Below are 18,303 nucleotides of genomic sequence, written 5' to 3' on the forward strand. Positions count from 1 at the left end.
GATGCGCAAAAATATAAATTTTTTTGAGTGCCGATTGAGGAACTGCGGGCGATCCTGTGCTATGAAATCAGTACGGGCTTGTAAAGTTCGAGGTTTTTGAGGACTTCCCCGGTACCTTTTACCACCGCTTTCAGCGGATCATCGGCAATATGTACGGGTAGTTTTGTCTTTTGAGCAATTCGTCTGTCGAGTCCGTGAATCAGTGCGCCACCGCCGGTGAGGTAAATGCCATTTTTGAAGATATCGGCAGAAAGCTCCGGAGGGGAGATTTCTAGGGCCTTCATAACACCTTCTTCAATTTTAGAAATGGATTTATCGAGAGAATATGCTATTTCGCTGTAAGTGACACGGATTTCCTTTGGAATACCTGTCATGAGGTCACGTCCGCGGATCTGATAGTCGTCGAGCGGGATTTCCAGTTCAGGAGAAGCGGAACCGATCGCCATTTTGATCAACTCGGCTGAGCGCTCACCGATCAGCAGGTTGTGCTCGCGGCGCATGTAATCCACAATATCGCGTGTAAAAACGTCACCTGCAATGCGTACCGACTGCTCGCAGACGATACCGGACAACGCGATGACCGCGATTTCAGTTGTACCACCGCCAATATCGACGATCATGACGCCGTTTGGCTGGGTAATGTCGATCCCAATCCCGATGGCCGCTGCGATCGGCTCGTGTACCATGTATACTTCTTTCGCACCTGCATGCTCGCAGGAGTCTTTTACCGCGCGCTTTTCCACCTCGGTAATTCCTGAAGGAATGCAAACAACCATCCGGTGGGAAGGTGTGAAAAATCGGCTGCCGGTGTCAATCATTTTGATCATGCCGCGGATCATCATTTCAGCAGCAGTAAAATCGGCGATTACGCCATCTTTCAATGGGCGGATCGTTTTGATATTCTCATTCGTCTTCTCATGCATCTGCATTGCCGTGTGCCCGATGGCAAGCACTTTGCCGGTGGTTTTATCCATGGCAATAATCGACGGCTCATCAACAACAACAGTATCTTTATGGATGATCAAGGTATTGGCCGTACCCAAATCAATCGCTATATCGCTCGTCAAAAAATCAAACAATCCCATATATAATTTTAAAAAACTTTTGCTCACTTTGATTTCAGGATGGCAAAATTACAGATTATTAACCACAAACAAAGGCATTTAAAAAATTTCGACGCAGGGTGTTTTGAGGCTGTAAAGCAGCCCTGAAGCGGGGGTAAATCAGGTAATTTACAAATCCTGTGTACATTTGTTTTCACTATGGGAATCAGATCAGTTTTGAGCAGGCCGTTGGCCCGTTACATTGTCAAACAGCAGCAGGAATGGATCGCGAGGAGCGTCGAGGTTCAGGAAAATTGGCGGATGAAGTTGGTGGCCAAAGCAACTGACACGCAGTTTGGGAAAGACCATTTTTTCAGGGATATCCAGAGTTATTCAGATTTCAGAGAGGCCGTGTCTGTCAATGACTATGAAGACCTGAAACCTTACGTAGAACGCATTAAATCCGGGGAAAATGATATTTTGTGGCCGGGTAAGCCGTTGTATTTTGCCAAAACCTCTGGTACGACTTCCGGTACCAAATATATTCCTATTTCAAAAGACTCAATTTCGAATCACATCGATTCGGCCAGGAATGCCATTTTGACGTATATTGACGAGACTCAAAAGGCTGATTTTCTGGATAATAAACTGATTTTTCTCTCTGGAAGCCCTATACTGACAGATACCGGAGGGGTACTGACAGGCCGCCTGTCAGGCATTTCCAATCACCATGTACCTGCATACCTGCGCTCGAATCAGCTGCCGAGCTATGAGACAAACTGCATCGAGGATTGGGAAACTAAGCTAGACCGGGTTATAGACGAAACCCTTCAAGAGCGGATGTCGCTGATCTCCGGCATTCCGCCGTGGGTACAAATGTATTTTGACCGCATTATCGAACGGACCGGCAAGAAAATCAAGGAGGTCTTCCCCGACTTCTCCCTTTTTATATATGGAGGTGTAAATTTTGAACCCTACCGTGCCAAATTGTTCGAATCCATCGGCAAGAGGATCGATTCGATTGAATTGTATCCGGCCTCCGAAGGCTTCCTCGCTTATCAGGATAAGCAGAGTGACGAAGGATTACTGCTTTTGCTGGACACGGGTATTTTTTTTGAATTCATTCCTGTGGAGCATTATTTCGACGAAAAACCACCGCGTCTTTCGATCGGTGAAGTAGAGGTAGACCGCAATTATGCTGTTATCATCAATAACAATGCAGGATTGTGGGGTTACTCTCTGGGGGACACCGTCAAATTTGTATCGACAAATCCTTACAAAGTAGTCGTGACGGGCCGGATCAAGCATTTCATCTCGGCATTCGGCGAGCACGTGATTGGTGAAGAGATCGAGAAGGCATTGCGCTACGCGCAAGAAAGGCATCCCGAAGTGGAAGTTGTGGAATTGACAGTCGCTCCGATGGTCAATTCGCTTGATGGCGGCCTTCCTTACCACGAATGGTTGGTGGAGTTTGCTACACCGCCAAACAATATGGAACAATTTGCAAACGACCTCGATCGCCGTCTGACGGAACTGAATATTTATTATAAAGACTTGATCACAGGTAGTATTCTGCGTCGCCTTGAGCTAGTGTCGCTGCGCAAGAATTCGTTTATCGACTATATGCGCGCGAGCGGTAAGCTCGGAGGACAAAACAAGGTACCCCGCCTTTCCAACGACAGGAAGATCGCGGACGAACTGACCCGGCTAAACCGTAATTAATCCGAATCTATCCGTGAGAATATCATGAAAAAAAGAGTTGCCATATTAGGTTCGACAGGTTCTATCGGAACCCAGGCTCTCGAAGTGATCGAAGCTAATCCGGATATTTTTTCGGTGTCGGTACTTACTGCCGGCGGCAATGCTGATCTGCTCATCGAGCAGGCTGTTAAATTCAAGCCGACGGAGGTCGTCATTTGTAACGAACAGCATTTCGAGAGGGTGAAATCAGCCCTTTTACCTTTCAATATAAAAGTTTACAGCAGCGCGGCTGCATTGGTGTCGGTCGTGGAATCCGACGAGGCGGATGTTGTACTCACTGCCATGGTGGGTTATGCGGGCCTTTTACCAACTATCCATGCCATTAAAGCCGGGAAAAGTATTGCTCTGGCAAATAAGGAAACGTTGGTGGTAGCGGGGGAAATGATAACCTCGTTAGCGAAGGAGCATGGTGTCAGCATTTACCCGGTCGATTCAGAGCATTCGGCCATTTTCCAATGCCTCGCCGGAGAATCGGATAATCCGATTGAAAAAATTATCCTGACAGCTTCCGGTGGGCCGTTTCGGGGCAAAAACCGGGCATTCCTGGCACATGTGACCAAAGCGCAAGCTTTAAAACACCCTAACTGGAGCATGGGCGCGAAGATCACGATCGATTCCGCGACTTTGATGAACAAAGGGCTCGAAGTGATCGAGGCTAAATGGCTCTTTAATTTGAATGCTTCGCAAATCGATGTAATCGTGCATCCGCAGAGCATTGTCCATTCACTGGTGCAGTTTGAAGATGGTAGTATGAAAGCCCAAATGGGCCTGCCGGATATGAAACTACCCATTCAATACGCTCTGAATTATCCGCTCCGCCTGAAATCAAACTTTCCGCGCTTCAATTTCATGGACTATCCTTCACTTACTTTTGAAAAACCTGATCTGGATACATTTCGTAATCTGGCTATCGCTTACGAGGCACTCGAGAAGGGCGGAAATGCAGCTTGTATCGTTAATGCTGCCAATGAAATTGCCGTTGACGCATTCCTCCACGATAAGATAGGATTTCTGGATATTTCGGACGTTATTGTCGAGAGCCTTGCCAAAATTACATTTGTTGGGAATCCTTCATTTGCTGATTATGTTGAAACCAACGAGGCGACAAGACGTTTTGCTTCTGAAATGATACAGGTAAAAGTTTAAATGAAAACCACCTTTCTAAAATATTTGTCCGTTGCGCTTGCCAGTACATTAAAATTCTTCGGAGGGCCGATTGCGGGGGTTGTGCTTAAACTTACCTGGATAGAAACCGCCTTGTGCTCGGCGGTGGGCATGATGTTCACGGTGCTGGTGCTTACGTACCTGGGCGGTGCTGTGCGAAATCTCATTCAGAAATATCGGAAATCGCCGCCTAAAAAATTCACGAAAACCAACCGTATCGCCGTCAATATCTGGCGCAAGTTTGGGATTGTAGGCATTGCATTCCTGACACCGCCGCTTTTCACCCCGCTTTTCGGGCCTATCCTGGCGGTTGCATTCCGCGTGCCGAAAGCTTCGATATTCATGTGGATGTCGGCCAGCGCGCTTGTGTGGGGGCTGGCAATCTCCTACATCGCTCACAAAATGACGTTTATCCAGGAATGGATCAAATAGGGCGTATTATCTGCTGACTTCTTTCTTCGGCGCGGTGCTTTTCTTCATAAAGTCACCTTGCGAAAAGTATTTTTCGATGAGGCAATACATTAATATAAAGAAATACCGGCTACCCATTTCCTTGATTTTCAGTTTCGACTCACCATATTTCCGGTTTGTCCAGCTATTGGGTACCACTGCGTAGTTGTAACCTCGTACCATCGCTTTGAGCGGTAATTCAATGGTCAAATTGAAGTGAGGGGCCAGAAATGGCTTGATACCTTCGATGGTCTCGCGCTTGTAGAGTTTGAAAGCATTAGTGGTGTCGTTATACTTAATGCCCATCACTATACGTACGATGAAGTTGGCAACACGGTTAATGACCTTTTTCAAGGCCGGATAGTCGATTACCTTACCGCCTTTCTCCCAGCGTGAACCGAAGACGCAGTCATAATCACCCTCCACCATTTTATAATAGTATTTGACCAGATCTTCGGGGTCATCGGACATATCAGCCATAAAAACAGCCACGCAATCACCTTTGAAGCGTTCCAGTCCATACCGTACCGCATAGCCAAAGCCATTAGGACCGGGGTTGGTGTAATAAACCAGTGTGGGAATTTGAAGCGAAAGCTCGTCCAGTACCCTCAACGTACCATCCTTCGAATTGTCATTAGTGACGCAGATCTCGTGAGGGATATTGTACTTATTTAATGTACTGTGTAATGACGTAAGAGTGTGGGTAATAGATTCTTCCTCGTTATAGGCTGGTATTACGACGCTTAGCTTCATAGATGTGATAGGTATTAAACAGTACAAATTAAAGATTATTAATTTGAACTGCCAATTTTTTGAAAACCAGACAGCAGCTCGTCGTAACGCAACAGGGTTTTGGCTACCGTGGCATCATACTTGCCATGAAGCCACTGACCTACGTTTTCAAACATTTCCCTTCTATTTTGTAAAAATTTGTAGTTGGTAGAGGCATGGACATTGCTTAGCCCGGCACTGTGTTTTCGGTAAACGCCCATTACTTCATTCAGATAGCCGATTTTTCCTTTCGCAGCCAGCTGAAACATGATCGCCCAATCGCCTGCTGCCGCTTTCGCATGCCACTCGGCGAAATCTTCGGTTAAGAAATGGTTGCGGTAAACCCAGCTGGCTGTGGCCATAAACCATTTATCTTCCAGAAGATCTTCGATAGTCGAAACGGATTTCTGATCGGGGGCATTGAAATAGTGGGAAGGAGAGCCGTCTTCGTAAGTGACCTCCATGTTGTGATGACAAACTGTAAAGTCAGGATTCTGATCGAGAAAATCGACTTGTTTTTGCAACTTCAGCGGGTCTGTCCAGTAATCGTCGCCCTCACACATGGCCACGTATTCGCCCCGGCAGGTTTTTAGCAATTGCAGCACATTGTTCCTTCCGGCGAACTCACGTGGCTCTTTCGGCCCCTGGTTTTCAGAATGCAGAAAAGCCCGGATAATCCCCGGCCTTTCTGCGGAATATTTGCGGATAATGTCAGCTGTCGCATCCGTCGATGCATCATCACCGATCACAATTTCAAAAGGAAAGCTGGTCTGTTGCATCAACGCGCCTTCCAGCATTTGGCCTATGTATTGTTCGTGGTTGTACGTCGGGACGCAAACGGAAACTTTCATTGTATGTTTTTCAGCTAAACACCTCTTTCAATTGCTCTACCGTTGGGAAATCCGGTGTTACGAGCTCGGTTTCGGGCTTGTAAATGTAGGCCATCGGATAGCTGCGCTCGACGAATGTCGGTTCGTCAAGGTTGTTGTAACGCAGCTGCACCGACCAGCGGATGTTGTTGGTTATGTTGTTGCCGGATTGGTGGATCAGAAACGCTGAAAAAATCAAGATATCGCCGACCTGAAATTCAGTCTGAACAAAATCTTCATCCTTTAACTCAACAGTAATTCCGCCCTGGTAGCCCGAAGTGGAAGAGGCTTGTAAACCGGTCTTGTGGCTTCCCGGGATCACTTGCAATGCGCCAATATCCGCGCCGGCATCGACCATCGGGAACCAAATTACTGCGCTATCCAGCGAGCCCTGGCCGGTGCGCCAGTCCTGGTGTGCATCGAGTTTCCAGTGCTTGCTGCCGTCTTTGGATAAAAAACGGCTGTTGAATTGCATGGCCGCGCGGGCTCCAATGATGGGGGCGGACAGGCCGATCTCTTTAAGAAGGTTTTCAATAACCGGATCGACTCCCAGACGGTGTAGTGAGAATGTATGCTGAACGGTTTTTCCTGTACTTACAAAGCCGTTAAAATCCTTTTCAAAGAATTCGAACATCGCATTCTCGAATGCATCCCTGTCGTCGATATCGACCGTGCGGCCGGTCACGCGTTTGATCTGCGTCGCGAAAATCCTGCGGGCTTCGGTATATATTTCGTTAATGACACCCTTGTCGAGGTAATTTCTCAAAAGGATATAACCATCGCGGTTGAACTGCTCCTGAAGTGTACTCATTTTGCGATCACTTGTGTGACATTTAATGGTGATTTTCTCAAAATTATCTCGCCATTGACACTGAGACTATGACCCATCTCAGTTTGTTTCAGAATATTAATCTTCCCAAACCGCATAACCAAATCCTGCCGCACCGAAACCGTTACCATTGTAAAGCAGGTAACGTTTGCCATTGTGCTGGTAGAAGTTGGCGTAATCGATCATTTCATAGTCGAAATCTTCAGGGTTTTCAGATTTCTCGATGCCTACCAAATGGTCTTTGCGTTCCCAGCTCGTACCATCGACCGACTCTGCGTAACCCAGGCGATAGCTCTGGTTACGGTCTGTGCGGTAGTCGCGGCTATGGCGGTAGGAATAATACATTTTATAAATGCCGTCTTCCTTGAAAACACTTGGACGGCCTACGGCATGCAGGAAGTCGTCAAAATCGAGTGTTGGAATGTCGCTGATTTCCCAGTGGATACCATCTTTGGAAGTAGCCGACTGTGCGCGGTAGTAAGGCTCGGGATAGTCGTGGATGATCTCGCATTTGTGACCTGAAATGTACCACATCCGCCAGGTGCCGTCGTCGTCGATCAGTACCGAAGGCTGTGCTGCCCACAGCGGGTTTTGAATGCTGCGGTCCATAATAGGGCCTCTGAACATCTTCTTGAACGTCAAACCACCATCGTGGCTCACTGAAAGACCCATTGAAAGCCGGTAGGAGTTCCAGGTGCGGTTCCAGCCGGTGTAATAAAGCCAGATATCGCCGTTGGGACGGTCCACAAACCATGCGGGCATGGCACCGGTTTCATCGTATTCACCTGGTCCGCCGAGGTCGAGCACGGGCTTGTCGTGTATATAAAGGATCTTCTTGGGATCGTCATAATCCACATCGATGAATGTCGGGCGCGATTGTGTGTTGACATCCCGCGACGAAAAATAGATCCTTAGAAAATCTTTGTGTTTATAGGCAAACGGAACCTGCGCATGGCTCTGGCTGTGTGCCAGACTGCCGTCAGGTTTGTAAATAACTCCTTTTTTAACCCACATTGGAATCGCTGAATTTTGGTATTGAAAATGGCGTAAACTTAGTCGACTGCTTTTTCAGCACGAATGCGCCAGTTATCAACAAAATCTTTGCCCGGGATCGGCAGATCGATATCCACTTCCGGTGCTTTGGCAGTTACGCGATATTCCATTACATAGAATGCATTTCCGAAAACATAATGCAACTTGAAGTTCTCGATATTGGCCGGAACATCTTCCAGCGGCACTTCGGCGCGGAACAGCGGGTTCGCTTTCAGTAATGTAGCGTAAGTAAGTGTATTCCGAAGCCAGGGCGCAACACTTTCGTCGCCTACCACTACTTTTCCACCAGGTTTCACCACTCGGGTCAGCTCTTCGAATGCTTTTTTGCGCTCCGAAAACGTATTGATGCCGCCGAAATGGAACACGGCGTCGAAAGTATCGTCAGGGAAAGGCAGGTAGGAGCCGTTGCCAAGGAAGTAATGCACGTTTAAGTCATCGGTAACCAGTTTTTCCTGCGCCAGTTTCAGCATATTAGGCGAAAGGTCGGACAATACGGCAGTTCCGCCTGGTCTTACTTTATCCAGAATCAATGCTGAATCTTTACCGGTTCCCGCGCCTACTTCGAGGGCACTCATGCCTGGTTTTAGCTCCATCAGATCAATGAAGAAGCGGCGTGTGGCAGCTTCATCGGAATGGTTCAGGGTTTCGAAAACCCAGGAAACGCCACGATCGTAGCGAAGAAACGCCTGGTCATACAGGTATTGCTCGCGGGCATCTTCGGGTAGTAATTCTTTGGGGTATAGCATGTTAACAATGCCTGTGTCACCAATTTCATAGGCGGTACCATCTTCGCTTTTGAGTGACTTACCGTCTTCGGCTATTGTTAAAGGGGTTCCTGTGCGTGGACAAACCAATGATTCTAAAAACTCCTGTTGATTCATTTTTGCGTGTCTGATTGATTCATATCTGGTCAAAATTACCTTTTTTCTTTGGAACACCAGTCAAGGAATGGCCGCTTCTTAGCAAATGGGCAATGTGTTTCTCTTTGCATGGTAAGGTTATCACGCCGTTTTTTTATTATTACCTTTGAATGTTTAGTAAAGAGAACCCATAGTACTTCAATATCCCAGTTGCACCATGTCCCAGCTTCAGGAAAAAATCAAAGCGCTTGCCAAAGATCAGTCGGAAGACATTATTGCCCACCGTCACCATTTGCACAGTAATCCCGAATTATCTTTTGAAGAGTTCAAAACGGCCAAATACGTTGCATCTGAGCTTACGGCGATCGGGCTTCAACCCGAAGAAGGCATTGCGGGAACTGGCGTAGTCGCGATCATCGAAGGCCGTAATCCAGGTAAGAGAATCGTGGGTCTGCGGGCCGATATGGATGCATTACCGATCCTCGAAGCGAATGATGTCCCGTATAAATCGACTGTTCCGGGCGTCATGCACGCTTGCGGGCACGATGTGCATACGTCGTCGCTCCTGGGTACTGCGCGTATCCTGCACGCGCTCCGCGAGGAATTTGAAGGAACAGTGAAACTGGTTTTCCAGCCTGCCGAGGAAAAAGCACCGGGCGGGGCGTCATTAATGATTAAGGAAGGAGTATTGGAGAATCCGAGACCTGCCAGTATGGTTGGTCAGCACGTGGCGCCCAATATTCCGGTTGGTAAAATCGGCTTCCGCGAGGGCATGTACATGGCTAGTACAGATGAGCTGTATCTGACCGTAAAAGGCAAAGGCGGCCACGCGGCGGCACCACATCAGCTGGTCGACCCCGTTTTGATGGCGTCGCACATCATCGTGGCATTGCAGCAGATCATCAGCCGCAATCGCAATCCGGCGAACCCATCCGTGTTGTCTTTCGGCCGGTTTATCGCCGACGGTGTCACCAATGTGATTCCGAACGAGGTGACAATCCAGGGAACCTGGCGCTGTATGGACGAGGAATGGCGTGAGGACGGTTTGCGGAGGATGAAGAAAATGGCCGAAAACATTGCCGAAGCAATGGGTGGAAGCTGCGAGTTTGAAATCGTCAAAGGCTATCCTTTCCTGAAAAACCATCCGGAACTCACCAGGCGCGTCCGAACAGCGGCTGTGGGTTATATGGGTGCAGAGAATGTGATTGACCTCGATTTGTGGATGGCCGGCGAAGATTTCGCATTCTATTCACAGGTGGTTGACTCCTGTTTCTATCGGCTCGGAACCCGCAACGAGGCACGCGGCATTATTTCCGGCGTGCATACTCCCACATTCGACATCGACGAAAGTGCACTCGAAATATCTACTGGCCTTATGAGTTGGCTGGCAATTTCTGAGCTGAATGCTTAGGAATATACCGTTTGAAATAGCTATTGATCTTCAACGTGATCACACCAAATATGGCTTCCTTGAAAATGCCTTTTGACATTTTCGAGGCGCCTTTGGTGCGGTCGGTGAAAATGATGGGCACCTCGGTAATGCTGAAACCGTATTTCCACGAATTGAACTTCATCTCGATCTGAAATGCGTAGCCGATAAAACGGATATTGTCCAGATTGATCGTGTTCAGTACTTTGGCAGTATAGCAAATGAAACCTGCGGTGGGGTCCATAATCGGCATTCCGGTGATCATACGCACATAATATCCCGCAAAATAGGACATGAGAACCCGGTTGATGGGCCAGTTGACCACATTTACTCCGGTAATGTACCTCGATCCGACGGCTACGTCATGTCCTTCGTGGGCGCAGGCATGATGCAGGCGGATCAGATCTTCGGGTGGATGTGAAAAATCAGCATCCATTTCAAATATATACTTGTAGCCTTTTTCAAGGGCCCATTTGAAGCCGTGGATGTATGCGGTGCCAAGGCCCAATTTTCCTTTTCGTTCGACGAGGTGAAGGGAGCCTACAAATTCTGTCATTAATTCCTTGACAACTGCTGCGGTGCCGTCCGGAGATCCGTCGTCGATTATCAACAGGTCAAACGGATGGTTCAGATTAAAAACTTTCCGGATGATGGCTTCAACATTTTCAATTTCGTTGTAGGTGGGGATTACTACAATACAATCGTTCACAGGAATTGTCTAGTTTTAAAGTTAAATGTGTAGTATAGAGAGTGATACAGGTTTTCAGAGCTTAATATTATTATTTTTCTCCCTAACCTCAATCTTCTTGTTCACATTTTCATAAATACGCGTCATCAGCTCCGGACGTGTCATATAGTACGAATAACTCTCGCGATAGGCCACTGTATCCACCCTCTGTTTCTTCCAGATGTCACTCTTCAGCCTGTTAAAAATCATCAAGGACGAATCCAGCGATTTCAATTGCAGCCGGTTCACACGGGCCTCTGCCAAATGGACGTCGGTCAGAATAGAAGCCATTTTTTCCTCGGATAATGTGCCTTTTGGAGGCTTTTCGTCCTCTGAGCAGGCCAGGAGGGTCATTATAAAGAGCGTAACAAGAATTACTCCGGTCTTGAATTTTATCGTCGGACGCAGCATACTTTCAAAATACCTATCTTTGTTTAGGTACACCATTGGACAAAGGTGGTAATTTTTTTGCAAAACTTATGTTTGAGCAGTTTCTGGGAAAGTTGAGGAAATATGAGATCCGGATGCGCAAAGCTGTAACCAGTGAACGTCATGGTAACTTTCATTCCGTCTTCAAAGGTTCTGGTCTGGAGTTCGACGACCTGCGGTTGTACCAGTATGGCGACGATGTCAGGGCCATTGACTGGAACACCTCGGCGAAGGGCCATGGTACATTCGTAAAGATCTTCAAGGAGGATAAAGAGCAGACAGCGTTTTTCATGCTGGATGTCAGTGCATCGCAGCAGGTGGGGGAGATCAAAAAGCTGAAAATCGACATTGCGAAAGAGATATGCGGCGTACTGACACTTTCCGCGATTCAGGAAGCGTCACGGGTCGGGCTACTTTGCTTTTCCGACCGGAATGAACGCTATATCCGCCCATCGGACGGCATGAAGCATGGCTATGGCCTCATCTCTGAACTTTATAAGCTCGTTCCGGAATCTACAAAAACCAATATTGCTGATGCCATTCTGGTTGCGCTCAATGTCCTGCGCCGTAGAAGCCTCATTTTTTTAATATCAGATTTTATTGACAATAACTATCAGCACAATCTGAAAGCGCTGGCACGAAAGCACGATCTGATCGTGATCCACTTGTACGACTCCAGAGAGGTGAATTTGCCGGGACTGGGCATTATTCCGCTTTATGATGCGGAAAAGAAGAGCACGGTGTGGGTCAATACATCTTCCAGGCAGTATCGTCAGGAAATGGCCAGCCGTTTCGGCAAAAGGAGTTCCGAACTCCAGAGATTGTGCCACCAGAACCGGGCAGATTACATTTCCATCAACACACAGGAGGATTATGTTCCCGCGTTGATCCATTTGTTCAAGGTAAGACGTTACACCAAAAGCTCAGCTACGTCGTCAAATGGATAGAAGGGTTTTTCAATGGCGGATGATTTTGTGCGTTTTGCTGGCCACGTTAGGTACTCTTGGAACGGCTGCCGCACAGGGTATCAGACCGAAAGGCGTTTTCCTGACCGATAGTATTGAAGTCGGGAAGGCTGTATATTTTTCGCTCAGCGTTCGCCATAGTCCCGATTCCGAGATTTTCTTTCCCGACAGCACCTTCGATTTTGCACCATTTGAGCTGATCTCCAAGCGGAGTTTTGTGTCCAGCACCGACAGTCGGGGCAGCTTGGATAGCGCGGTTTACCATCTGGTATCTTTTGACGTTTCCCGTGTACAGCAACTTCGATTGCCCGTATATGTTTTTCAAAAGAAGGACTGCACCGCCGTTTTTGCGCTGGCCGACTCGGTTTTGTTGATCCGGAGTAATAATATCGATCTTCGGAAGAAGCCGGTGTTAAAAGAAGAGACGGACTTGGTTCCGTTAAGCAGCGAGTTCAATTTCTCGGTGCTGATCGGCTCGATCGCATTGATCATCGGTATAGTAGGAAGTGTCTACTGGGTTTTCGGACAGGACATTTATAAGCAATGGCAGCTTTTGAAACTGCAACGACGGCACCTGGAATACCTGCGGTCCTTCAATCGTCTGATGCGCAGCGCCCGTGAGAAAAATAACATCAAAGACGCCGAAAAGGCGATCATTATATGGAAAAATTATCTGGAAAGGTTGGAAAAAAAGCCGTTTGCGACTTACACTACCCGTGAAATTATGGACAATATGCCCGACGACGAACTTGCCGAAGCATTGAAGAGTATGGACAGTATCGTGTATGGCCAAAGCCGCTCGGGAAATATGGATGTTTACCTGGAAGTACTCAAGACAGGAGCGACCAGGTTGTACAGGCGAAAAAGGAAGTTTGTACTGGATAGTCCCGTAGCTTAACCGATCGGTATATGGAAAACTGGTTTTCGCTGGAATGGTTTGGGTATGGGACGTTACGGTCTTACGAGTGGGTGTATCCTTATTTTTTATACCTGTTGCCGGTGGTACCTATGCTCTTTTGGCTCCGAAATGCATTGCACAGGAAACATAAGCAAAGGCTGACGATCACTTATACATCCGTAACAGGTTTCAGAAGCTGGCTGACACTGCTGCGTTTTGTGCAGCCAGCTTGTGTGGGGCTTGCTATTTGCCTGATATTGGTTGCGCTGGCCCGCCCGCAGGTGGTTTCCGAGCGGAAGGACCAGTACTCGGAAGGGATCGATATTATGCTGCTTCTCGATATTTCTGACTCCATGATCGAAAAGGATCTGAGTCCCAATCGTCTGGAAGCGGCCAAAAGAATGGCGAGACAATTTATCAAAGGCAGGTTGCAGGACCGCATCGGCCTGATTGTTTTTGCCGGGGAAGCGGTCTCGCTTTGTCCGCTTACCACCGATTATGAATTGTTGTACGGATTCCTGAATGAGGTCAACCCCAGCCTGATCCCGACACCGGGAACGGCGATCGGGAGCGCGCTCGCTGTGGCGGTCAACCGGATGCGGGATACGCAGGGAGAAAGCAAGGTTGCGATCCTGATCAGTGATGGCGATAATACCTCCGGTAATCTCGGGCCTACGACTTCGGCCCAACTTGCCAATGCATTTGGTGTTAAAGTTTACACGATTTCAGTAGGCCGACCCAAAGGTGCTTCCAGGGCAGATACCACGGCTAACGCAAGTGCGATGATTGACGAGGGAGAACTGCAGAATATTGCAGGGATCGGGAATGGGAAGTATTTTCGTGCCACCGACAATACAGCATTGGAGAAAGTATTTAAACAAATCGACCAATTGGAAAAGGTAAAGTCCAGGGATGTGCTGTCCCGCGATGTAAAGGATTTTTACCGGGTGTACCTGTATTGGGCGGTCACGTTACTACTGATCGCAATCGGGACAAAAAGTACATTTATGGCGAATATTCTGGAAGATTGATGCTGAAAGCTTACTATAATATCGATGCAGTTGAAGCGGGCCTTGATGAGGTGGGCCGAGGATGTCTGGCCGGGCCGGTGGTAGCGGCGGCGGTTATTTTGCCCAGAGATTACAGGCATTCATTCCTGAATGACTCCAAGCAGCTTACAAAAGCGCAACGACTGGAACTGGAAAAAGAAATTATCCGTGAATCGATTGCCTGGGCAGTAGCGGAGGTCGACAACCTGGAAATAGATAAGATCAATATCCTGAAAGCGAGTTTCCTGGCCATGCATCGTGCCGTGGATAAGTTAAGAACCCGTCCGGAACATCTGCTGGTGGACGGTAACCGGTTTACGCCGTACCCGATGATCCCCCACACCTGTATTATCAAGGGAGATGCGCATTATCTTTCGATCGCAGCGGCATCGGTACTGGCCAAAAATTACAGGGACGAGCTGATGACGAATTTATCCCGGCAATTCCCGCATTACGGCTGGGAACACAACGTCGGTTATCCGACGATCCATCATCGCAAGGCCATTGGAATGCATGGGCCGTGTGCTTACCACAGGATGACTTTCAAGTTGTTGAAGGACGATAACGATCAGTCTGTGGAGGGAACCGAGGATTTAGGCTTTTTGTAAAGCGGAACGGTGCTGCATGGCTCTCCAAACATAAGACTTTGCACAACAGGTTTCAAAAGACGGCTTATTTCCACGTAAGCTGAAACCGGGACGGACACTTTGCTGCATCCTTTTACCACTACACGTTTTCCTGCAAATTCATTAATATCCAGTTTCGAAATCGCATCTGCAAAGAGCTTGTCTTCGAGTGCATTTAGGTCCCCGAAAACAAATGCATTGGCAAACGGTTCGAGCTGGACTGCCAGTAGCATGTATGCCCATGTAGGTACAATGGCATCTTCGGAACAGATAATGGAGATATTCTTTCCCGTGTATTGCGACCAGTCATGGGATTTCAGGAAATCACGAAAATCCTTTTCCCGCAGGATCATGCCTTGCCACAGATTGTCTTTAATATCATAAACAATTCGTTTGCCGGGGTGGTAAAGCTCTTCCAAATCCAGTGAAACAATGCCGCTGGTGGCAACCCGGTTTACAATTTCGTCAGTTTCCATTCTAAGATATCTTTTACAAAAAGGCTAACAACGAAAAGCCGGAGATTGTTTTGCAAACTTCGTAAAATCCGTTGGCTACTGAACAAGCGTGCTGGCTTTCCGTGGCGCGGGTGACATGAAATCTTTCAAATAGTAAGGTTCAAAAGCCGCCACATCTTCGAACTGCGCATGATGGAAAGCGATTGTGCCCAGGTGGCCGACGGTTCGGGCCGATGGTTTGATATCTTCGACAGGGAAAATTGCATTCGGATGTTTTTGCAGTAACGGCTTACATTTCGCAGCCCCATCTCCGAAGAATACGACCCTATGTTCAGCAAGCAGGTCATGGAAGGAGCTTTCATCCATAATTATCGCTTGTGTTGGCCGAATAAATGCATTACTCTCATCCAGGACGGCGGCATAAACTTCCATTCTCCGCGCATCGATCATGGGGCATAATAAATGTCCGGGGAAAAATGGCGCTAGCTGTAACGCCATTGCCTGCAAAGTATTGATGGCGATCAAAGGCTTATCGAGCGCGTAGCATAAGCCTTTCGCAGTGGAGACGCCTACACGCAGGCCCGTGTAAGAGCCGGGGCCTTTAGCGACTACGATCGCATCCAGATCGGATAATTTAAAACCGGCATGTTCCACACTGTCGCGCATGAGGGTTGTGAGCATGGCAGAAGAGGATTTATCGGTAAAGAGATCGTAGGCAGCCAACAACCCGGAATCATTGTGAACAGCTACGGAGCATCCGCGGATGGAGGTATCGATACTTAGTATGAGCATATAAAACAAAAAGCCCGCCGGGAACGACGGGCCGGATGGTATTACTTTTTTTTCAGGATCTGGTTGTAGCGTGCGGGATCCTGGAAAAGCGCCAGGGCAGCCTTCACTTCGGGATCTTCGTTGAACGAAGCTTCCCGCATTCCTTTTTCCAGGTAGTAATGTTTGATAATCTCTTCTTCCAGGATTTGCTTGATCTCAGGCTTGAAAATCTGCAGGTCATTGTCTTTGCTATGCGAGAGTTTGGATCTGAGGGCTTTCAGTTGGTCTTCGATCACTTCCAGCGATTTTTCCTTCTTGGCCGAGGCTTCCAGGTTTTTCAGATCCCGCTCTACTTGTGTCGTATATTCGTATTCCTTGTCACCGAGCCATTTCGTGAACGCAGCATAATCGGCATCCGTCAAATGGAATTCCTTGGCAGGCTTGATGGTAGGGTGCTCAAAGTGATATTTGATGGCGTAGTCGAAAAAGAGGCGATTGCGGCCGAGCGATATGGCCAGTGGCGAGAAATTTTCCTTTTCGGTCAGGATGTCAGGCAAGATACCACCTCCATCAAAAACAGCCCGGCCATTGCGGGTCTTGAACTCCGTCATGAGCGAATCCGGTATTTTGCCCACGCTGCCGTCATCATTACGATGGCTGTAATCGATGGCCTGGATGCACCGGCCGCTCGGAATGTAATATTTGGCTGTAGTGATCTTCATTTTGGTGTTAAAGGACAGATCACGTGTGGTTTGTACCAGCCCTTTACCATAAGTGCGCTGGCCGATCAATACGCCGCGGTCGTAGTCCTGGATCACACCTGAAACGATTTCGGCTGCCGACGCACTGCGGTTGTTGGTCAGTACCACAACGGGAATTTCGGTGTCCAGTGCCGGATTATAGGCGGTATAGGTCTTGTTCCATTCGCTTACTTTTCCTTTGGTAGACACCACTTCTTCACCCTTAGGAATGAATATATTGGAAATCTCGATCGCCATATTGAGCAAGCCACCGGGGTTGTCCCGAAGATCCAGCACAACAGATTTCATTCCTTTCCCTTTTAGCTCCTGGAATGCATTCCGAACTTCCCTCGAAGCTGTGGCGGTAAAATCTTTAAGGTCAATGTAACCCACTTCGGCATTGAGCATGCCGTAGTAGGGCACGTTGGTAACTTTTACAATGTCACGGTTCAGCGCAATTTCAAGCGGTTTCGTGATCCCATAACGTTTAACAGTCAGGGTCACACTTGTTTGTGTCTGGCCTTTGAGTAGTTTTCCTGTATCAAAATCCTCCCTGGTCGAGAGGTCGATCCCATTGATCTTGGTGATTTCGTCCCCGAGTTGCAAACCGGCCTTTTGGGCGGGGGTGTCTTCATACACCATCATCACTGTATGCTTACCATCTGCCGAGTTCACCATGGCTCCAATGCCATTGTACTTGCCGGTGGTCATGGTCATATAGTCTTCGATATCATCCTCGGCATAGTAGACCGTATAAGGGTCCAGCGAACGGAGCATGTTGTCGATACTGGTTTTGATCAGCTGGTTAGGATTGATCTCATCCACATAATAGGCATTCAGTTCCTTGAAAAGAGTCGCATAGATGTCCAGATTTCGCGCAATTTCGAAAAGTCGGTCATCCTGACGGAAAGAAACAAATGCCAGTCCGCCAACTACCGGAGCGGCCAGCAAAATGGAGCGAAGATACTTTTTCATCTATGTTCAGGAAATGGATTGTTCTTTGAGAAAGGCTGGCGGCAGTTTTTCAAGTTTTTTGAAAGACTGCTTCATGGCCGTTTCAATAACGTCGTATGAGGTTATTTCTTTTGCAAGATACAAAAAAGCAATGTAGGAAGGGCGGGTTTCGGGAGGCAATGCAGTAAGCGGGGCTTTATGCAGCCGGTATGCTTCACGGCAGCGACGGCGGACCTGATTGCGGTCTACTGCTTTTTTGAATTGCCTTTTGGAAACAGAAAAAAGTACTTGTGGAAGGGCGGGAGGAGTCTGTCTATCATACATATACAGCACCCGGAATGGAAAAAGGTAGAATGTTTGAACCTCCGGGCTACCTTTCTTGAAGAGCCTGCCGATGATACGGAGATTGCACAGACGCTCGCTTTTACCAAATGTTTGTTTCAAGCTCTTGTAGAAAAAA

The 18,303-nt window shown here is 47.9% G+C and carries 20 protein-coding genes; 8 read left to right on the forward strand and 12 right to left on the reverse strand.

Features of this window, described 5'->3' with window-relative positions; all coding sequences use genetic code 11:
• Positions 1–59: 59 nt before the first annotated feature.
• Complete coding sequence (locus BP71_RS34925; protein ID WP_019946014.1) at positions 60–1,085, reverse strand: rod shape-determining protein; 1,026 nt, start codon at positions 1,083–1,085, stop codon at positions 60–62.
• A gap of 177 nt (positions 1,086–1,262) precedes the next feature.
• Between BP71_RS34925 and BP71_RS34930 the strand changes: the two genes are divergently transcribed.
• Genes BP71_RS34930 through BP71_RS34940 form a run of 3 tightly spaced genes read left to right on the forward strand, consistent with a single transcriptional unit; the run spans position 1,263 to position 4,400 of the window.
• Complete coding sequence (locus tag BP71_RS34930) at positions 1,263–2,765, forward strand: GH3 auxin-responsive promoter family protein (protein WP_496386315.1); 1,503 nt, start codon at positions 1,263–1,265, stop codon at positions 2,763–2,765.
• A gap of 24 nt (positions 2,766–2,789) precedes the next feature.
• The gene (locus BP71_RS34935; RefSeq protein ID WP_496386316.1) at positions 2,790–3,950 is read left to right on the forward strand and encodes a 1-deoxy-D-xylulose-5-phosphate reductoisomerase; all 1,161 of its coding nucleotides are present in this window, start codon (positions 2,790–2,792) and stop codon (positions 3,948–3,950) included.
• Complete coding sequence (locus tag BP71_RS34940; RefSeq protein ID WP_496386317.1) at positions 3,951–4,400, forward strand: hypothetical protein; 450 nt, start codon at positions 3,951–3,953, stop codon at positions 4,398–4,400. It begins immediately after the preceding gene.
• A gap of 6 nt (positions 4,401–4,406) precedes the next feature.
• Here BP71_RS34940 and BP71_RS34945 read toward each other — a convergent pair whose 3' ends face one another.
• The 5 genes from BP71_RS34945 to BP71_RS34965 form a co-directional block, all read right to left on the reverse strand.
• Entirely contained in the window at positions 4,407–5,171 is a 765-nt protein-coding gene (locus BP71_RS34945; protein WP_496386318.1) for a glycosyltransferase family 2 protein, read from the reverse strand.
• 38 nt (positions 5,172–5,209) lie between these two features.
• Positions 5,210–6,040 carry a glycosyltransferase family 2 protein gene (locus tag BP71_RS34950; protein WP_496386319.1) on the reverse strand — a complete coding sequence of 277 codons (831 nt, stop codon included), beginning with the start codon at positions 6,038–6,040 and terminating at the stop codon, positions 5,210–5,212.
• A 10-nt stretch (positions 6,041–6,050) separates the two neighbouring features.
• Positions 6,051–6,869, reverse strand: a complete 819-nt coding sequence (locus tag BP71_RS34955) for a phytanoyl-CoA dioxygenase family protein (protein WP_496386320.1) — start codon at positions 6,867–6,869, stop codon at positions 6,051–6,053.
• A gap of 96 nt (positions 6,870–6,965) precedes the next feature.
• Positions 6,966–7,901 carry a glycoside hydrolase family protein gene (locus tag BP71_RS34960; protein ID WP_496386321.1) on the reverse strand — a complete coding sequence of 312 codons (936 nt, stop codon included), beginning with the start codon at positions 7,899–7,901 and terminating at the stop codon, positions 6,966–6,968.
• Positions 7,902–7,939: 38 nt separating this feature from the next.
• Positions 7,940–8,821, reverse strand: coding sequence for a class I SAM-dependent methyltransferase (locus BP71_RS34965; protein WP_496386322.1), 882 nt, complete (start codon positions 8,819–8,821; stop codon positions 7,940–7,942).
• Between the two features lie 196 nt (positions 8,822–9,017).
• On the opposite strand from BP71_RS34965, the gene BP71_RS34970 reads away from it, so the two are divergent.
• Positions 9,018–10,211: a M20 metallopeptidase family protein gene (locus BP71_RS34970; RefSeq protein ID WP_496386323.1), complete on the forward strand. Its 1,194-nt coding sequence runs from the start codon at positions 9,018–9,020 to the stop codon at positions 10,209–10,211.
• Here BP71_RS34970 and BP71_RS34975 read toward each other — a convergent pair.
• Both BP71_RS34975 and BP71_RS34980 read right to left on the reverse strand, forming a co-directional pair.
• Positions 10,174–10,938, reverse strand: a complete 765-nt coding sequence (locus BP71_RS34975; protein WP_496386324.1) for a polyprenol monophosphomannose synthase — start codon at positions 10,936–10,938, stop codon at positions 10,174–10,176. The two genes, BP71_RS34970 and BP71_RS34975, sit on opposite strands and share 38 nt — an antisense overlap.
• 54 nt (positions 10,939–10,992) lie before the next feature.
• On the reverse strand, positions 10,993–11,403 hold the full coding sequence (locus tag BP71_RS34980) for a DUF4296 domain-containing protein (protein WP_496386325.1): 411 nt from the start codon (positions 11,401–11,403) through the stop codon (positions 10,993–10,995).
• A gap of 32 nt (positions 11,404–11,435) precedes the next feature.
• Here BP71_RS34980 and BP71_RS34985 point away from each other — a divergent pair, with 32 nt between their 5' ends.
• Genes BP71_RS34985 through rnhB form a run of 4 tightly spaced genes read left to right on the forward strand, consistent with a single transcriptional unit; the run spans position 11,436 to position 14,905 of the window.
• Positions 11,436–12,332: a DUF58 domain-containing protein gene (locus BP71_RS34985; protein WP_496386326.1), complete on the forward strand. Its 897-nt coding sequence runs from the start codon at positions 11,436–11,438 to the stop codon at positions 12,330–12,332.
• Positions 12,325–13,248 carry a hypothetical protein gene (locus tag BP71_RS34990; RefSeq protein WP_496386327.1) on the forward strand — a complete coding sequence of 308 codons (924 nt, stop codon included), beginning with the start codon at positions 12,325–12,327 and terminating at the stop codon, positions 13,246–13,248. The genes BP71_RS34985 and BP71_RS34990 overlap by 8 nt, the downstream gene beginning before the upstream one ends.
• Positions 13,249–13,259: 11 nt before the next feature.
• Positions 13,260–14,279, forward strand: coding sequence for a VWA domain-containing protein (locus BP71_RS34995; protein WP_496386328.1), 1,020 nt, complete (start codon positions 13,260–13,262; stop codon positions 14,277–14,279).
• On the forward strand, positions 14,279–14,905 hold the full coding sequence (gene rnhB / locus BP71_RS35000) for a ribonuclease HII (RefSeq protein WP_496386329.1): 627 nt from the start codon (positions 14,279–14,281) through the stop codon (positions 14,903–14,905). Before BP71_RS34995 ends, rnhB begins: the two co-directional genes overlap by 1 nt.
• Here rnhB and BP71_RS35005 read toward each other — a convergent pair.
• The 4 genes from BP71_RS35005 to BP71_RS35020 all read right to left on the reverse strand — a co-directional run bounded on the left by BP71_RS35005 (position 14,866) and on the right by BP71_RS35020 (position 18,287).
• Positions 14,866–15,399, reverse strand: a complete 534-nt coding sequence (locus BP71_RS35005; protein WP_496386330.1) for a DUF2480 family protein — start codon at positions 15,397–15,399, stop codon at positions 14,866–14,868. The two genes, rnhB and BP71_RS35005, sit on opposite strands and share 40 nt — an antisense overlap.
• A 75-nt stretch (positions 15,400–15,474) precedes the next feature.
• On the reverse strand, positions 15,475–16,170 hold the full coding sequence (tsaB, locus tag BP71_RS35010) for a tRNA (adenosine(37)-N6)-threonylcarbamoyltransferase complex dimerization subunit type 1 TsaB (protein WP_496386331.1): 696 nt from the start codon (positions 16,168–16,170) through the stop codon (positions 15,475–15,477).
• 41 nt (positions 16,171–16,211) lie between these two features.
• Complete coding sequence (locus BP71_RS35015) at positions 16,212–17,864, reverse strand: S41 family peptidase (RefSeq protein ID WP_496386332.1); 1,653 nt, start codon at positions 17,862–17,864, stop codon at positions 16,212–16,214.
• Between the two features lie 6 nt (positions 17,865–17,870).
• Positions 17,871–18,287 carry a ribonuclease P protein component gene (locus BP71_RS35020; RefSeq protein WP_496386333.1) on the reverse strand — a complete coding sequence of 139 codons (417 nt, stop codon included), beginning with the start codon at positions 18,285–18,287 and terminating at the stop codon, positions 17,871–17,873.
• Positions 18,288–18,303 lie beyond the last annotated feature (16 nt).

Source organism: Dyadobacter ginsengisoli DSM 21015 (genome assembly GCF_059568735.1).

Coding starts and splice junctions, on each gene's coding strand:
- BP71_RS34940 (WP_496386317.1), top strand. CDS start 3,951: ATGAAAACCACCTTTCTAAAATATTTGTCCGTTGCGCTTGCCAGTACA.
- tsaB (WP_496386331.1), bottom strand. CDS start 16,170: ATGCTCATACTAAGTATCGATACCTCCATCCGCGGATGCTCCGTAGCT.
- BP71_RS34970 (WP_496386323.1), top strand. CDS start 9,018: ATGTCCCAGCTTCAGGAAAAAATCAAAGCGCTTGCCAAAGATCAGTCG.
- BP71_RS34990 (WP_496386327.1), top strand. CDS start 12,325: ATGGATAGAAGGGTTTTTCAATGGCGGATGATTTTGTGCGTTTTGCTG.
- BP71_RS34955 (WP_496386320.1), bottom strand. CDS start 6,869: ATGAGTACACTTCAGGAGCAGTTCAACCGCGATGGTTATATCCTTTTG.
- BP71_RS35005 (WP_496386330.1), bottom strand. CDS start 15,399: ATGGAAACTGACGAAATTGTAAACCGGGTTGCCACCAGCGGCATTGTT.
- BP71_RS34980 (WP_496386325.1), bottom strand. CDS start 11,403: ATGGTGTACCTAAACAAAGATAGGTATTTTGAAAGTATGCTGCGTCCG.
- BP71_RS34985 (WP_496386326.1), top strand. CDS start 11,436: ATGTTTGAGCAGTTTCTGGGAAAGTTGAGGAAATATGAGATCCGGATG.
- BP71_RS35015 (WP_496386332.1), bottom strand. CDS start 17,864: ATGAAAAAGTATCTTCGCTCCATTTTGCTGGCCGCTCCGGTAGTTGGC.
- BP71_RS34995 (WP_496386328.1), top strand. CDS start 13,260: ATGGAAAACTGGTTTTCGCTGGAATGGTTTGGGTATGGGACGTTACGG.
- BP71_RS34935 (WP_496386316.1), top strand. CDS start 2,790: ATGAAAAAAAGAGTTGCCATATTAGGTTCGACAGGTTCTATCGGAACC.
- BP71_RS34925 (WP_019946014.1), bottom strand. CDS start 1,085: ATGGGATTGTTTGATTTTTTGACGAGCGATATAGCGATTGATTTGGGT.
- rnhB (WP_496386329.1), top strand. CDS start 14,279: ATGCTGAAAGCTTACTATAATATCGATGCAGTTGAAGCGGGCCTTGAT.
- BP71_RS34930 (WP_496386315.1), top strand. CDS start 1,263: ATGGGAATCAGATCAGTTTTGAGCAGGCCGTTGGCCCGTTACATTGTC.
- BP71_RS34965 (WP_496386322.1), bottom strand. CDS start 8,821: ATGAATCAACAGGAGTTTTTAGAATCATTGGTTTGTCCACGCACAGGA.
- BP71_RS34950 (WP_496386319.1), bottom strand. CDS start 6,040: ATGAAAGTTTCCGTTTGCGTCCCGACGTACAACCACGAACAATACATA.
- BP71_RS34945 (WP_496386318.1), bottom strand. CDS start 5,171: ATGAAGCTAAGCGTCGTAATACCAGCCTATAACGAGGAAGAATCTATT.
- BP71_RS34960 (WP_496386321.1), bottom strand. CDS start 7,901: ATGTGGGTTAAAAAAGGAGTTATTTACAAACCTGACGGCAGTCTGGCA.